The sequence below is a fragment of the Streptomyces sp. SCPE 10 genome (assembly GCF_051980735.1).
Taxonomy (GTDB): domain Bacteria; phylum Actinomycetota; class Actinomycetes; order Streptomycetales; family Streptomycetaceae; genus Streptomyces; species Streptomyces misionensis.
The window spans coordinates 1,710,419-1,724,001 of record NZ_CP197069.1; the positions used below are offsets into that span (position 1 = coordinate 1,710,419).

A 13,583-nucleotide genomic window follows, 5' to 3' on the forward strand; every position below is an offset into this window, starting at 1 on the left:
CACGTCCCGCCGGAGCCGCGGGCCGGGTGCCGCGTCAGAAGGGCCGTCTGCGGCCCCGCCACAGGATCACGCCCACGACCAGCAGCACCCCGCCGACGCTGCCCGCGAGGGGGGCCGCCCAGTCGGCGGTGGAGCCGGTGGCCTCGGGGGCGGCGGGCCCCGGGCCGAAGTACTTCTCCCCGTAGGCCGCCGGGCGCAGTTCCTCGGGTTCGAGCCGGTCGGCCGCGCGCAGGGCCGCCACCGGGTCGATCTCGCCGAAGCCGCGGGAGTCGTCGCGACCGCCGACCGGCGGGTCCTCGGCGGTGTCCTCCAGGAGCGTCTTGACCTGGGCCGGGGTCAGGCCGGGATGGGCGGACTTGATCAGGGCGGCCACGCCGGAGACGTAGGCGGAGGCGGCCGAGGTGCCCCAGCCCGCGTAGTACTTGTGGTCGGGGTCGGCGATGACGACGTCGACGCCGGGCGCGCTGACCGTGGCGTACCAGCGGCGGGTGGAGAAGGCGGCGCGGGTGCCGTAGCGGTCGACGGCGGTGGCGGCGATCACGCCGGGGTAGGCGGCCGGGTAGGAGACGTGGTCGCCCTTGTCGCCGCCGTTGCCCGCGGAGGCGACGACGACCACGCCCTTCTGCAGCGCGTACTGCACGGCCTCGTCCTCGCCGGGTTCGGGGTGGGCGGAGGCGGAGTCGTCGCCGAGGGAGAGGTTGATGACGTCGGCGCCGTGGTCGGCGGCCCAGCGGATGCCCTCGGCGAGGGCGCCGCCGCGGGTGGTGCGGGCCTTGGCGCGGGCGGGGTCGCTGTCCTCCAGGATCACCCGCACGGGCAGGATCCTCGCCTCGGGGGCGACGCCCATGACGCCGTCGGCGCGGCCGGGTCCGTGGCCGTGTCCGGCGATGATGCCGGCCATGGCGGTGCCGTGCCGGCCCCAGGTGCGGTCGCCGGGCCGGGCGCCGAAGCCGATCATGTCCTGGGCGGGCAGCACGTTGCCGACGAGGTCGGGGTGGTCGGCCTGGACGCCGGTGTCCAGGACGGCGACGGTGACGCCCCGCCCCTTGGTGGTCCGCCAGGCCTGGTCGAGGTGGAGGGCGGTCAGGCCCCACTGCTGGGCGCGGATGCCGTCGGCGTGGGCGGCGGCGGACGGCAGCAGGGTGAGGGCGCCGGCGAGCAGGACGCTCACCGCGGCCCCGGAGGCACGCTTCATGAGGTTCTCTTCGTGGCGGAGGTGCCGTCGGCCTGCCGCAGCTGCCCTTCGATCCGCCCGGCGAGGCCCTTCGCCTCGTTGCCGAGGCCGGACTGGGCCTGCGGGGTGGTGGCGCCGGACCGTACGGCGTCGGCGGCGGGCTGCGGGGTGTCCACGGTGCGGCCGTCGGCCCAGCCGGAGACGGCGTACACGACGACGGGGGCGTCGGTGCGCACCGAGATGGTCCAGGACGCGCGCTGGGCGTCGCCGAACCCGGCGGCCGGGGTGCCCTTCGGGCCGTACGCGCGGGGCACCAGATCGGCGCGCTCGGTCAGGTGCTCGGTGCGGAACCGGGTGGCGAGCGCGGACATCGCGGCGGGGTCGGCCGTGGTGAACAGCAGCCCCACGGTGGTGACGTAGCTCTGGGTGGCGTCGGTGTAGGTGGCCCGCAGCAGGCGTCCGCAGCCGACGGGGGCGAGGACCTCGTGCAGCAGCGGGTCGAAGGCGTCGGCGCAGCCGCTGTCCGGGGCGACGGCGATCCGCGTCCAGGTGCGGTCGGCTCCGCCGGGTCCGGCGCCGGGTCCCCGTACGACGGGCGGGAACAGCCGGTCGACGGGCACGCTGTGCCAGACGGACGCGGCGGCGGCGAAGCCGTGCGGCCCGTCCCCGCCGTCCCGGGCCAGCCAGCTCCCGGTCACGGCACCGCCGATGAGCCCGAGCCCGAGCACGAGGCAGACCGCGGCCACCGCGGTCCGCGCCCGGGCCCGCTCCCGGAACGCCTCGGGCTCGCCGAACGTCACGACGGGCCGGGCGTCCCGGCGGGCGTACTGCGGGTGCCAGGTGGTGGCGGGGCGGGTGGAGTGCGGGTGCCTGCCGGGCCGAGGCGCGGCGGCGTCGTGGGCCGGTGCGGAGGCCGGCGGGGCGGCGGGCTCCGGGCGGCCGGGCGCGGGACCGGGGCGTTTTTGCGGGTGTCCGGGCGCGGAACCGGCGCCGTCCGGCCGGGAGTCGGAGCGCTGCGCGGCGGGGGCCTGCGGGACGGGGCGCAGAGGGGCCGTCGTCTCGGGGCGGGTCTCCCCGGGGGCGTCCGGGTGCCGGGGCGGCCGGGCGGGTCCCTGAGCCGTGCGGTCCGGGCCTGGCGTACCGGCGCGTTCGGGCCCCGCCGGGCCGGCCGGGCCGGTGGCGTCGGGGTGGGCGGCGCGGCCCGCGCGGGGCGGGGCGTCGGGGAAGCGGGCCGAGGCCGGGGGCGGCGGGGGGCTGGCGAGTCCGGCGGCTTCGGGCACCGGGCCGCTGTCCGGCGCCGCCGGCCGGCCGCCGCGCGGCAGGAAGACGGACGGCTCCTCGTCGGGGTCCTCCCCCGGTGCCGCGCCGGCGCCGCGCATGACGACCCGGGTGTCGAACCGTCCGGCGCCCGCGACGCCGTCGCCCGTGCGGCCGGGCGGGGACGCGGGGTGCGGCGGTAGGGAGGCGCGGCGTGCGTCCGTGCTCATGCGCCCCCCGTTTCCTCGTGCCCGGGCCGTCTCCTCGTACGCGGGCCGTCGCGCTGCCTCGGCCGTGCCCGGAACGTACGGGCAGGCATGCCGGTACGACCGGGCCCGGTGGCCGGACGCGGCCGGGCGGGTCCGTCGTACGTGCGCGTCACTCTACGGGTTGCCGGGGGCGCGGGCGGAACCAGTGCGCGAGGCCGGGGCACTTGCCCGGAACGTCCCCCTACCCTGCGGTAATCCCTTCTGGCAGGCTTCCGGCATGACTGCGCGTGCCGCCGACCGGGCCCGGTACGACCGGGCCACCGCCCATCTCGACGCCCCGTTCGCGATCGTGGACCTGGAGGCCTTCGACGCCAACGCGGCCGACCTGGTCCGCCGTTCCGGCGGCAAGCCGGTCCGCGTCGCCAGCAAGTCCGTGCGCTGCCGGGCCCTGCTGGAGCGCGTCCTGGCCAGGGACGGATTCCAGGGCATCATGTCGTTCACGCTGGCCGAGTCGCTGTGGCTGGCCCGTTCGGGGTTCGACGACATCCTGCTGGCCTACCCGTCCGCCGACCGTGCCGGTTTCGCGGAGCTGACCGCCGACCCCAAACTCGCGGGTGCCGTCACGGTGATGGTGGACGACCCCGCGCAGCTCGATCTGATCGACGCCGCCCGTGACGGCGGCGGCGAAGTGGTGCGGGTATGCCTGGAGTTGGACACCTCGCTGAAGCTGCTGGGCGGCCGGGTGCGGGTGGGCGCGCGGCGTTCCCCGCTGCACTCCCCCGCCCAACTGGCCGCCATGGCACGGGCGGTGGCCGAGCGGCCCGGTTTCCGGCTCGTCGGGCTGATGGGGTACGAGGGGCACATAGCGGGGGTCGGCGACGCGGTCGCCGGCCGGCCGCTGCGGTCGCGGGCGATCCGGCTGATGCAGGGCGCGGCCCGGCGGGAGCTGGCCGAGCGGCGGGCCGCGGCCGTGCAGGCGGTGCGGGCCGTCGCGCCCGGTCTGGAGTTCGTCAACGGCGGTGGCACCGGCAGTGTGCAGCACACCGCCGCCGAGGCCGCCGTCACCGAGATAGCGGCCGGATCCGGGCTGTACGTGCCGCGCCTGTTCGACAACTACCGTTCCTTCACCGGCCGTCCGGCGGCGCTGTTCGCGCTGCCGGTGGTACGGCGGCCGGGCGTGGGCGCCGTCACCGTGCTCGGCGGCGGCTATCCGGCCTCGGGCGCCCCGGGGGGCGACCGGCTGCCGGTGCCGTATCTGCCGGAGGGCCTGAGGTACGACTCGCAGGAGGGGGCCGGCGAGGTGCAGACGCCGCTGCTCGGCTCGCCCGCGGACGATCTGCTGATCGGCGACCGGGTGTGGTTCCGGCATGCCAAGGCGGGCGAGCTGTGCGAGCGGTTCGAGGCGCTGCACCTGGTGACGGGCGACGAGGTGACGGCGACCGTGCCGACCTACCGGGGCGAGGGGCGCACGTTCCTGTGAGCGTCCGGCCTACAGCGGCGTGACGTAGGCGCCCGCGATCCCGCCGTCCACCAGGAAGTCGGTGGCGTTGACGAAGGAGGAGTCGTCGCTGGCCAGGAAGGCGACGGCGGCGGCGATCTCCTCCGCCTCGGCGAACCGGCCCACCGGGATGTGCACGAGCCGGCGGGCGGCCCGCTCCGGGTCCTTGGCGAACAGCTCCCGCAGCAGCGGGGTGTTGACGGGCCCGGGGCACAGGGCGTTGACCCGGATGCCCTCCCGCGCGAACTGCACGCCCAGTTCCCGGGACATGGCGAGGACGCCGCCCTTGGAGGCGGTGTAGGAGATCTGGGAGGTGGCCGCGCCCATCCGGGCCACGAAGGACGCGGTGTTGATGATGGATCCCTTGCCCTGGCGGCGCATGTACGGGATGGCGGCCTTGCAGCACAGGTAGACGGAGGTGAGGTTGACCTCCTGGACACGCTTCCAGGCCTCCAGTCCGGTCTCCAGGATGGAGTCGTCGTCGGGCGGCGAGATGCCCGCGTTGTTGAAGGCCACGTCGACGCTGCCGTAGGTGTCGTAGGCGGTCGCGAACAGCGCCTCGACCTGCTCGGGGTCGGTGACGTCGGTCCTGACGAAGAGCCCGCCGACCTCCTCGGCGGCGGCCTTGCCGCGGGGTTCGTCCACGTCCGCGCAGACGACGTGGGCGCCCTCGGCGGCGAGCCGGCGGGCGGTGGCGAGACCGATGCCGCTGCCGGCTCCGGTCACGACGGCGGTACGGCCGACCAGTCGGCGGCAGACACTGTTGTCGGTCACTGTGCGGGGCCCTCCGTGCTGATGAAGACGTTCTTGGTCTCGGTGAAGGCGGTCAGGGCGTCGGGGCCGAGTTCGCGGCCGAGACCGGACTGCCGGTAGCCGCCGAACGGGGTCCAGTAGCGGACGCTGGAATGGGAGTTGACGGACAGGTTGCCCGCGCGCACGGCCTGCGAGACGCGCAGAGCGCGGCCGAGGTCGCGGGTCCACACGGAGCCGGACAGCCCGTAGGGGGTGTCGTTGGCGAGGCGGATCGCGTCCTGTTCGTCGGTGAACGGGAGCAGCACGGCGACGGGTCCGAAGATCTCCTCGCGGGCGGCCGGGCTGTCGTGCCGCTCCCCCGTCAGGACGGTCGGCGGGAACCAGAAGCCGGGTCCGTCGGGGGCGCCGCCGCGCAGGGCGGGGGCGCCGTCGGGGACGTACGACCGTACGCGGTCGCGCTGCGCGGCGGAGATCAGCGGGCCCATCTGGGTCTTCCCGTCGGCCGGGTCGCCGACGACGACGGCGGCGAGGGCGTCGGCGAGGAACGCGCGGGCCTCGTCGAGCACCGTCTCCTGGACGAGGATCCGGGTGCGGGCGCAGCAGTCCTGCCCGGAGTTGTCCAGGAAGGAGAACGGGTCGAGGGCGGTCCTCAGGTCGGCGTCGGCGAAGACGACGTTGGGGCTCTTTCCGCCGAGTTCCAGGGTGACCGGCTTGACGAGCCGCGCACAGCGCTCCATGACCTCGCGGCCGGTGCGGGTGGACCCGGTGAAGACGATCTTGGCCACGTCCGGGTGGTCCACCAGGGCGCGTCCGGCGATGTGCCCGTGGCCCGGCAGCACCTGGAACAGGTGCTCGGGCAGCCCCGCCGCCAGGGCGAGTTCGGCCAGTCGCAGGGCGGTGAGCGGGGTGGTCTCGGCGGGCTTGAGGACGACGGCGTTGCCCGCGGCGAGCGCCGGGAAGGACCCCCAGGCGGCGATCGGCATGGGGAAGTTCCAGGGGGCGATCACACCGACCACGCCCAGGGGCTCCTGGAAGGTGACGTCCCAGCCGCCGGGCACCGGGATCTGCCGGCCGAGCAGGCGTTCGGCGCCGCCGGCCGCGTAGTGCAGCAGGTCGCGGGCGTTGCCGGCCTCCCAGCGGGCGTTGCCGAGGGTGTGGCCGGCCTCGCGGACCTCCAGGCGGGCCAGTTCCTCGGTGTGCGCGTCGACGGTGTCGGCGAAGCGGCGCAGCAGCCGGGCCCGGTCGGCGGGGGCGAGCGCGGCCCAGCCGGTCTGGGCGCGGACGGCCCGTGCGACGGCGGCGGCCACGTCCTGCTCGCTCGCGGCGGGAACGGTGGCGACGACCTCCTCGGTGGCGGGGTTGAGGACCTGCAACTCGTCTGCGTCGGACACGGCTCGACCTTTCCCGGGCTGGCTCACAGGCGTTCGAAGGAGCGGCGCAGCTCCCAGTCGGTGACCGCGGCGTCGAAGGCCTCCAGTTCGACGCGGGCCATGTTGCGGTAGTGGGCCACGACCTCCTCGCCGAAGGCGGCCTCGGCGATGGCGCTGCGCTCCCACCGTTCGGCGGCCTCGCGCAGGGTGGCCGGGACGTGGTCGAAGCCCGCGGCGTAGGCGTTGCCGGTGCAGGGCTCGGGGAGTTCGAGCTTGTGCTCCACCCCGTACAGCCCCGCGGCGACCAGTCCGGCGACGGCGAGATAGGGGTTGACGTCGCCGCCGGGGAGGCGGTTCTCGAAGCGCAGGGAGCGTCCGTGGCCGACCACGCGCAGGGCGCAGGTGCGGTTGTCGTGGCCCCAGGCGACGGCGGTGGGGGCGAAGGAGCCCGGCTGGAACCGTTTGTAGGAGTTGATGTTGGGGGCGTAGAGCAGGGAGAAGTCGCGCAGCGCGGCGAGCTGTCCGGCGAGGAAGTGCCGCATCAGCTCGGACATCCCCTCGGGTCCGCCCAGGGCGTTGGTGCCGTCGGCGTCGGTGAGCGAGAGGTGGATGTGGCAGGAGTTGCCCTCGCGCTCGTTGTACTTGGCCATGAAGGTGATCGAGACGCCTTCCTGGGCCGCGATCTCCTTGGCGCCGGTCTTGTACAGGGCGTGCTGGTCGCAGGTGGTGAGGGCCTCGTCGTAGCGGAAGGCGATCTCGTGCTGGCCGGGGTTGCACTCGCCCTTGGCGGACTCGACGGTGAGGCCGGCGCCCGCCATGTCGTTGCGCAGCCGACGCAGCAGGGGTTCGACGCGGCCGGTGCCGAGGATGGAGTAGTCGACGTTGTACTGGTTGGCGGGCGTCAGGCCCCGGTAACCGGCGTCCCACGCCTGCTCGTAGCTGTCCTTGAAGACGATGAACTCCAGCTCGGTGCCGACCTGTGCGGTGTAGCCGAGGGCGGCGAGCCGGTCGAGCTGGCGGCGCAGGATCTGGCGCGGGGCGGCGGCGACCGGGGTGTCGTCGTGCCAGGCGAGGTCGGCGACGAGCAGGGCGGTGCCGGGGTGCCAGGGGATGCGGCGCAGGGTGGCGAGGTCGGGGCGCATGGCGAAGTCGCCGTAGCCGCGCTCCCAGGAGGACATGGCGTACCCGTCGACGGTGTTCATCTCGGTGTCGACGGCGAGGAGGTAGTTGCAGCCCTCGGTGCCGTGCTCCAGGACCTCGTCGAGGAAGAAGCGGGCGGCGAACCGCTTGCCCTGCAGGCGCCCTTGCATGTCGGGGAAGGCCAGGACGACGGTGTCGATCTCACCGCTCGCCACCAGGGCGTGCAGCTCCTCGACGGGGAGCGGGGCGGTGCGGTCTGCCACGGAGAGCCTCCTTCGGCGCCTACGCGCTTCTTCGGCCGGGCCGGGGAGCCATAAGGTATTGCCCCGAACCATTGCTTGGGAAGGGGGCGCGGGCGGATGTCGCCGGAGACGGAGCGGCAGGGGGCGGGCGACCGGCTCGCCGCGGTGCTGCGGCCGGTGCGGGCGGGCAACGGCTTCGAGGAGGCGCTGGAGCAGATCCTCCAGGTGGTACGGCTCGGACTGGTGCCGGGCGGCGGGCGGCTGCCGGCCGAGCGGGAGCTGGCGGAGCGCCTCGGGATCAGCCGGGTGACGCTGCGCGAGGTGCTCAAGGTGCTCCAGGACCAGGGGCTGGTCGAGGCGCGGCGCGGCCGGTACGGCGGAACGTTCGTGCTGCCGCGCGCGGACGCGGGCGGCGAGGACGAGCTGCGGCGGCGGATCGCCGCGGTGGACGTCGAGGACGTGCTGCGCTTCCGCGAGGTGCTGGAGGTGGGTGCGGCCGGGCTGTGCGCGGCGCACGGGCTGACGGACGAGCGGGCGGCACGGCTGCGGGAGGCGCTGGCGGGCACGCACGACGCGCCGCTGGCCGACTACCGGCGCCGGGACACCCTGCTCCATCTGACCCTGGCCGAGCTGTGCGGGTCCCCCTCGCTGACCGCGCAGTACGCGGCGGTGCGGGCCACGGTCAACGAGCTGCTGGACTGCATCCCGCTGCTGGTGCGCAATCTGGAGCACTCCCAGCGGCAGCACACCGCGCTGGTGGAGGCGGTGCTGGACGGGGACGCGGACGGGGCGCGGGAGATGATGCGGGAGCACTGCGCGGGCACGGCGGCGCTGCTGCGGGGTTTCCTGACCTGAGCCGCTTCTGCAAAGGTACGACCGTGAACCTTTCTGTTCCGTTGATCGGCGTGAGCACGTATCTGGAGACCGGGGCTCGGTGGGGGGTCTGGGAGCTGGAGGCCGCGCTGCTGCCGGCCGGGTATCCGCGGCTGGTGCAGCGGGCCGGGGGCCTGGCGTGCATGCTGCCGCCGGACTCGCCGGAGCTGGCCGCGGCGGCGGTGGCCCGGCTGGACGGGCTGGTCGTCGCGGGCGGCCCGGACGTGGACCCGGCCCGCTACGGCGCCGCCCGCGACCCCCGTACGGGCCCGCCGGCCACCGCCCGGGACGCCTGGGAACTCGCCCTGATCGACGCCGCGCTGGCCTCCGGCACGCCGCTGCTGGGGATCTGCCGGGGCATGCAGCTCCTGAACGTGGCGCTCGGCGGGACGCTGGTGCAGCACCTGGAGGGGCATGTGGAGGCGGTGGGCGTCTTCGGCAGCCACACGGTCACCCCGGTGCCGGGCACGCGCTACGCCGAGATCGCCCCGGCCGCGACGACCGTCCCCACCTACCACCACCAGTGCGTCTCCCGCCTCGGCCGGGACCTCGTGCCCTCGGCCCACGCGGAGGACGGCACGGTGGAGGCGATCGAACTACCGGCGAACCGGGGCTGGGCCCTGGGCGTGCAGTGGCATCCGGAGATGGGCGAGGACGTGCGGGTGATGAGCGCGCTGGTCGCTGCGGCGGGCTGAGCGGGGGCCGCGGCCGGCCGACCGGCGCCCCCGGGGCCTCTCGTTCGGATCTTGCCGGGCTCGCGGGCCCCGGCACCGCTCCCTGATCCGGCCCGATCCAGACGAAAGACCCTAGGCGTCGGCCCCGACGCCGTTCTTGAGCGTCGTCGGAAAGCGTTCCATCGCGACCCCGGAGGACTGGGTCGCGTCGCCGGTCAGCGCGGCGTGCAGGGCCCGGACAAGGGCTGTGCGGCGGGTCTCCGTGTCGCGCCGCCACAGCTTGCCCATACGGGCGCCCTCGCGCGCGGACAGGGCGTCGAGCCGGAGGGTCTCACGGCCGATGATCTCGGGCCCGTGTTCGCTCACCACTCGTCCCGTCCGGTGAACCACCCGGTGAGGTAGGCGGCGGCCATGTCCAGCGAGGGCAGCGGCCAGCCCGGGTTCTCCTCGGGGCCGGGCTGGACGAAGTAGGCGGGTTCCTCGCCCGGCGGGGCCGGGATTTCGGTGATCCAGAGCCGGTGGGTCTCGTCCGGGCCGTCCTCGGGGTCGTCCGGGAAGAACCACCCGCACAGGGCCCCGTTGTCCTTCCGCCGTTCGAACCACTCGAACCGGAAGCCCTGGGCGTACTCGGTATCACCCAACGTGCGGGCCATGCTGCCTCACTCTCGCTGCGGGGGCGTTTCCCGCCCAACATAACGTCAACTCCCCGCGCTCCGGGCGGTGGTGCTGCCGTCGGCCTCAGGCGCGGGTCAGTGACAGCAGGTCCCTGGCCGGGCCCGCGGGGCGGTGGCCCGTGGGCCAGACGGCGCGCAGGTCGCGGGAGAGGGAGACGCCGTCCACCGGGATGGCCACCAGCCGCCGCAGCGCCAGTTCCTCCCGCACCGCCAGTTCGCTCAGCACCGAAGGTCCCGCGCCGCTGACCGCCGACGCCTTCACCGCCGTCGTCGAGGACAGCTCGATGAGGGGGCGCGCGAGCCCCCCGAGCGCGGCGTCCAGCACCTGCCGCGTGCCCGAGCCCCGCTCGCGCAGGATCAGCGGGGTCTCCGCCAGTTCCTCGGCCGCCAGCGGCCGCCGCCGACGGGCCCATGGATGGCCCGGTGCCGTCACGACGATCAGCCGGTCGTGCCCGATCACCGCCGCGTCCAGTCCCGCGGGCACGGACAGTCCCTCCACGAAGCCGAGGTCCGCCTCCCCGCCGAGCAGCAGTTCCGCCACCCGCGCCGAGTTGCCGGCCAGCAGCGAGACCGCCGTGTCGGGCCGCTCGGCGTGCAGCGCGAGCAGCCAGCCCGGCAGCAGGTACTCGGCGATGGTCATGCTCGCCGCCACCCGCAGCCGCGAGTCCCGCCGGTCCCGCAGCGCCCGCGCCCCCGCGTCGAACGCGGCCGCCGCCTCCACCACCCGCCGCGCCCAGTCCGTCACCAGCACCCCGGCGTCCGTGAGCCGCGACCCCCGGGGCGAGCGGTCCACCAGGGCCACCCCCAGTTGCCGCTCCATCGACCGGATCCGGCTGCTCGCGGCCGGCTGGGTGACGCCGACCTCCCGGGCCGCCGCGCCGAGACTGCCCAGCCGCGCCACCGCCAGCAGCAGTTCCAGCGCCGCCAGATCGGGCACCCGGTGCGCCAGCGACCCGGTGCCCCGCCCGTCCTGCTCCTCCGCCTTGCTCATAAGACCAGTTTATGTCCCCATAGAAGCAAACTCCCTGGTCAGGGGAGAATCCCGGCGGCACGGTAAATGCCATGGTCACCGCAGCCCCGCCCCTTCCCGCCACCCGCGCGCCCCGCGCCGTCCGGGTCCGCCACCTCGGTCCCAACTGGTACGCCTCCGTCATGGGCACCGCCGCCGTCGGCACGGCGGGCAGCGCACTGCCGGTGGCCCTGCCGGCCGGCCTGCGCCCGGTCCTCGCGGCCGTCTGGGCGCTGTCCCTGCTGATGCTGATGACCCTGCTGGCGGCCCGCACGCTGCACTGGATCCACCACCGCGACCAGGCCCGCGCCCATCTCCTCGACCCGGCCATGGCCCCGTTCTACGGCTGTCTGTCGATGGCCATGCTCGCGGTGGGCGGCGGCGCGCCGACCGCCGGCCGCGACTGGCTCGGCACCGGCACCGCGGTCGCCCTGGACGCCGTGCTGTACACCGCCGGTACGGCGGTCGGCCTGGGGGCGGCCGTGGCGGTGCCGTACCTGATGTCCGTGCGGCACCGCATCGAGCCCTCCGAGGCCTCCCCGGTGTGGCTGCTGCCGCTGGTCGCGCCGATGGTGTCGGCGGCGCTCGGCCCGCAGTTCGTCCCGCACCTGCCGCCCGGCCAGCCCCGGGCCACCCTGCTGCTGGCCTGTCTCGCGATGTTCGGGCTGAGCCTGTTCGCCACGCTGGTGACGCTGCCGCTGGTCCTCTTCCGGCTGATCACCGCCGGCCCGCTGCCGCTCGCGCTCACGCCGACCCTGTTCCTGGTCCTCGGCCCGCTCGGGCAGTCCACCACCGCCGTCGGCTCGATCGCGAACGCCGCGCCCGGTGTCGTACCGGCCGCGTACGCGCGCGGCCTCGACGTGTTCTCGGTGCTGTACGGGGTGCCCGTGACGGGCTTCGCGCTGATGTGGCTGGCGCTGGCCGTCGCGCACCTGGTGCGGGCCCGGCGCCAGGGCATGGGCTTCGCGATGACCTGGTGGGCCTGCACCTTCCCGGTGGGCACCTGTGTCACCGGCGCGGCGGCCCTCGCCCGGCACACCGGTCTGACCGGCTACCAGGCGCTGTCCGTCGCGCTGTACGTGCTGCTGGTCGCGGCGTGGCTGGCGGCGGGCACCGGCACGGTGCGCGGGCTGCTCAGCGGCGAGCTGCTCGCAGGGCCTCGGCCAGTACCTGCGGCGCCCGCTCCAGGGACGGCCCGTACCACGTCAGGTACCGCCCGCTGACCAGGGCGCAGGCCAGACCGGGAAAGGCCTCCGGGCCGTCGTCCGCGGTGAACTGGTAGGGCTCGTCGGGGAGCACCACCACGTCCGGGGCGGCGGCCCGCAGCTCGTCCAGGGGGATGCGGGGGTAGCGCTCGGCGTGCCCCGCGTACAGGTGGTGCACGCCGAGGCGGGCCAGTACGTCGCCCGCGAAGGTGTCCCGGCCGACGACCATCCAGGGCCGGCGCCACACCGGTACGACGGCGGTCGTGCGCTCCGCGGGCTCGGGCAGCGCGGCCCACGCCGCCTCGGCCCGGCGCAGCCAGCCGGGGCGCTCCGGAGCACCGCAGGCGGCCAGGACCCGGGCCAGCTCCGTGAAGGCGTCCGGGACCGTGCGCACCTCGGTGACCAGCACGTCGAGGCCCGCCGCGCGCAGCGCGTCGAGGTCGGGGACGCGGTTCTCCTCCTCGTTGGCCACGACCAGGTCGGGTGCCAGCTCGACGATCCGCTCGACCTTGGGGTTCTTGGTCCCGCCGATCCGTACGACGTCCAGGTCCGCCGGGTGACCGCACCAGTCGGTGGCCCCGACGAGCGCGCCGGGCAGCGTCTCGGCGACGGCCTCGGTGAGGGACGGGACGAGGGAGACGACGCGCTTCACCGGGACCGGTCCTGCACGGCCTCGATGTGTTCGGCCACCGCGACCACGACGACCCGGGTGTCCGGTACGGTCGCCCGCCAGCGGTGTCTGACGCCGCCGGTGAGATACAGCGTGTCGCCGCGGCCGAGGCGGTAGGCGCGGCCCTCGGCCTCGATCTCGACCGCGCCCTCGACGATGTACATCAACTCGTCGTTGCGGTGCTGGAACTCGCGTCCGGCGTCGTGGTCGCCGAGGAACTCGGAGGCGTGCAGCTGGTGGTGGCCGCGGACCAGGGAGCGGGTGCGGGGCGCGAAGTCGTCCTCGGCGGCGGGCTCGGCGCGCACCACGTCCACGGTGGCCGCGGGGTCCGCGGCGGCGAGGAGTTCGACGGCCGTGGTGCGCAGCGCGTCGGCCAGTTTCTCCAGGGAGGTGCGGCTGGGGCGGGCCCGGTCGTTCTCCACCTGGCTGAGGAAGGGCACGGACAGGCCGGTGCGCTCGGCCACGACCGCGAGGGTCAGCTCCAGCGCACGGCGCCGCCGCCGGACCGCCGCGCCCACCCGTACGGGCTGCTGCTCTTTGTGGTCGCCCATCGCTCCGGCTCCCTCCCTCGCTCGTCGGTTCGTGCCGCCTCGGGTACCGGGTGCCCGCTGCGGGGCTCCCGATGGCTTCACTGCACCCTACGCATGTTCGGCAAACGGTTTCATGCGCGTGTCACATCCCCTGCTCGCCGACGACCCCTTACCCTCCCGGTTCACGCCAGGGTCGGGGGCTTCGCGGGGGTCCCCCGATGCTTCCTCCCTGGGGATGAACATGTCCAGCAGCCAGAGCCATCACGCTGGGTGATTGGCCGGATTCTTGCCGTAGGGGAAACGGG

The 13,583-nt window shown here is 75.1% G+C and carries 14 protein-coding genes; 4 read left to right on the forward strand and 10 right to left on the reverse strand.

The features are described from left to right. Positions 1–34: 34 nt before the first annotated feature. Both mycP and ACSP97_RS08050 read right to left on the reverse strand, forming a co-directional pair. Complete coding sequence (gene mycP / locus ACSP97_RS08045; protein WP_358274785.1) at positions 35–1,195, reverse strand: type VII secretion-associated serine protease mycosin; 1,161 nt, start codon at positions 1,193–1,195, stop codon at positions 35–37. After that, complete coding sequence (locus tag ACSP97_RS08050; RefSeq protein ID WP_440556915.1) at positions 1,192–2,661, reverse strand: hypothetical protein; 1,470 nt, start codon at positions 2,659–2,661, stop codon at positions 1,192–1,194. Before ACSP97_RS08050 ends, mycP begins: the two co-directional genes overlap by 4 nt. Before the next feature lie 256 nt (positions 2,662–2,917). Between ACSP97_RS08050 and ACSP97_RS08055 the strand changes: the two genes are divergently transcribed. Further along, the gene (locus tag ACSP97_RS08055) at positions 2,918–4,120 is read left to right on the forward strand and encodes an amino acid deaminase/aldolase (protein WP_440556917.1); all 1,203 of its coding nucleotides are present in this window, start codon (positions 2,918–2,920) and stop codon (positions 4,118–4,120) included. A gap of 9 nt (positions 4,121–4,129) precedes the next feature. On the opposite strand, the gene ACSP97_RS08060 is transcribed toward ACSP97_RS08055, so the two are convergent. From ACSP97_RS08060 to ACSP97_RS08070, 3 genes are read right to left on the reverse strand one after another with little or no spacing between them, the layout of a single operon-like run. Continuing rightward, positions 4,130–4,912 carry a 3-oxoacyl-ACP reductase gene (locus tag ACSP97_RS08060; RefSeq protein ID WP_355154318.1) on the reverse strand — a complete coding sequence of 261 codons (783 nt, stop codon included), beginning with the start codon at positions 4,910–4,912 and terminating at the stop codon, positions 4,130–4,132. Then, complete coding sequence (locus tag ACSP97_RS08065; protein ID WP_440556919.1) at positions 4,909–6,282, reverse strand: aldehyde dehydrogenase family protein; 1,374 nt, start codon at positions 6,280–6,282, stop codon at positions 4,909–4,911. The genes ACSP97_RS08060 and ACSP97_RS08065 overlap by 4 nt, the downstream gene beginning before the upstream one ends. Before the next feature lie 23 nt (positions 6,283–6,305). Next, positions 6,306–7,664 (reverse strand): glutamine synthetase family protein, encoded by a 1,359-nt coding sequence (locus ACSP97_RS08070; RefSeq protein ID WP_440556921.1) that lies wholly within the window; start codon positions 7,662–7,664, stop codon positions 6,306–6,308. Between the two features lie 96 nt (positions 7,665–7,760). Between ACSP97_RS08070 and ACSP97_RS08075 the strand changes: the two genes are divergently transcribed. Next, on the forward strand, positions 7,761–8,498 hold the full coding sequence (locus ACSP97_RS08075) for a FadR/GntR family transcriptional regulator (protein WP_355328303.1): 738 nt from the start codon (positions 7,761–7,763) through the stop codon (positions 8,496–8,498). Positions 8,499–8,521: 23 nt separating this feature from the next. After that, positions 8,522–9,211, forward strand: a complete 690-nt coding sequence (locus ACSP97_RS08080) for a gamma-glutamyl-gamma-aminobutyrate hydrolase family protein (RefSeq protein ID WP_355525323.1) — start codon at positions 8,522–8,524, stop codon at positions 9,209–9,211. 111 nt (positions 9,212–9,322) lie between these two features. Here the strand turns inward: ACSP97_RS08080 and ACSP97_RS08085 are convergent, their stop codons facing one another. The 3 genes from ACSP97_RS08085 to ACSP97_RS08095 all read right to left on the reverse strand — a co-directional run bounded on the left by ACSP97_RS08085 (position 9,323) and on the right by ACSP97_RS08095 (position 10,855). Further along, complete coding sequence (locus ACSP97_RS08085) at positions 9,323–9,556, reverse strand: hypothetical protein (protein WP_440556923.1); 234 nt, start codon at positions 9,554–9,556, stop codon at positions 9,323–9,325. Next, the gene (locus tag ACSP97_RS08090; protein WP_435644002.1) at positions 9,553–9,843 is read right to left on the reverse strand and encodes a hypothetical protein; all 291 of its coding nucleotides are present in this window, start codon (positions 9,841–9,843) and stop codon (positions 9,553–9,555) included. The genes ACSP97_RS08085 and ACSP97_RS08090 overlap by 4 nt, the downstream gene beginning before the upstream one ends. Positions 9,844–9,928: 85 nt before the next feature. Then, positions 9,929–10,855 carry a LysR family transcriptional regulator gene (locus tag ACSP97_RS08095; protein ID WP_440556926.1) on the reverse strand — a complete coding sequence of 309 codons (927 nt, stop codon included), beginning with the start codon at positions 10,853–10,855 and terminating at the stop codon, positions 9,929–9,931. Positions 10,856–10,926: 71 nt separating this feature from the next. Here ACSP97_RS08095 and ACSP97_RS08100 point away from each other — a divergent pair, with 71 nt between their 5' ends. Then, on the forward strand, positions 10,927–12,096 hold the full coding sequence (locus ACSP97_RS08100) for a TDT family transporter (protein ID WP_440556928.1): 1,170 nt from the start codon (positions 10,927–10,929) through the stop codon (positions 12,094–12,096). Here ACSP97_RS08100 and ACSP97_RS08105 read toward each other — a convergent pair. Continuing rightward, complete coding sequence (locus ACSP97_RS08105) at positions 12,008–12,730, reverse strand: helical backbone metal receptor (RefSeq protein WP_440556929.1); 723 nt, start codon at positions 12,728–12,730, stop codon at positions 12,008–12,010. The genes ACSP97_RS08100 and ACSP97_RS08105 overlap by 89 nt on opposite strands. After that, positions 12,727–13,299: a helix-turn-helix domain-containing protein gene (locus ACSP97_RS08110; RefSeq protein WP_355154301.1), complete on the reverse strand. Its 573-nt coding sequence runs from the start codon at positions 13,297–13,299 to the stop codon at positions 12,727–12,729. The genes ACSP97_RS08105 and ACSP97_RS08110 overlap by 4 nt, the downstream gene beginning before the upstream one ends. Positions 13,300–13,583 lie beyond the last annotated feature (284 nt).

Excerpts from the sequence above, each read along its gene's own strand:
- mycP (WP_358274785.1), bottom strand. The coding sequence starts at position 1,195 with ATGAAGCGTGCCTCCGGGGCCGCGGTGAGCGTCCTGCTCGCCGGCGCC.
- ACSP97_RS08050 (WP_440556915.1), bottom strand. The coding sequence starts at position 2,661 with ATGAGCACGGACGCACGCCGCGCCTCCCTACCGCCGCACCCCGCGTCC.
- ACSP97_RS08055 (WP_440556917.1), top strand. The coding sequence starts at position 2,918 with ATGACTGCGCGTGCCGCCGACCGGGCCCGGTACGACCGGGCCACCGCC.
- ACSP97_RS08075 (WP_355328303.1), top strand. The coding sequence starts at position 7,761 with ATGTCGCCGGAGACGGAGCGGCAGGGGGCGGGCGACCGGCTCGCCGCG.
- ACSP97_RS08090 (WP_435644002.1), bottom strand. The coding sequence starts at position 9,843 with ATGGCCCGCACGTTGGGTGATACCGAGTACGCCCAGGGCTTCCGGTTC.
- ACSP97_RS08095 (WP_440556926.1), bottom strand. The coding sequence starts at position 10,855 with ATGAGCAAGGCGGAGGAGCAGGACGGGCGGGGCACCGGGTCGCTGGCG.
- ACSP97_RS08100 (WP_440556928.1), top strand. The coding sequence starts at position 10,927 with ATGGTCACCGCAGCCCCGCCCCTTCCCGCCACCCGCGCGCCCCGCGCC.
- ACSP97_RS08110 (WP_355154301.1), bottom strand. The coding sequence starts at position 13,299 with ATGGGCGACCACAAAGAGCAGCAGCCCGTACGGGTGGGCGCGGCGGTC.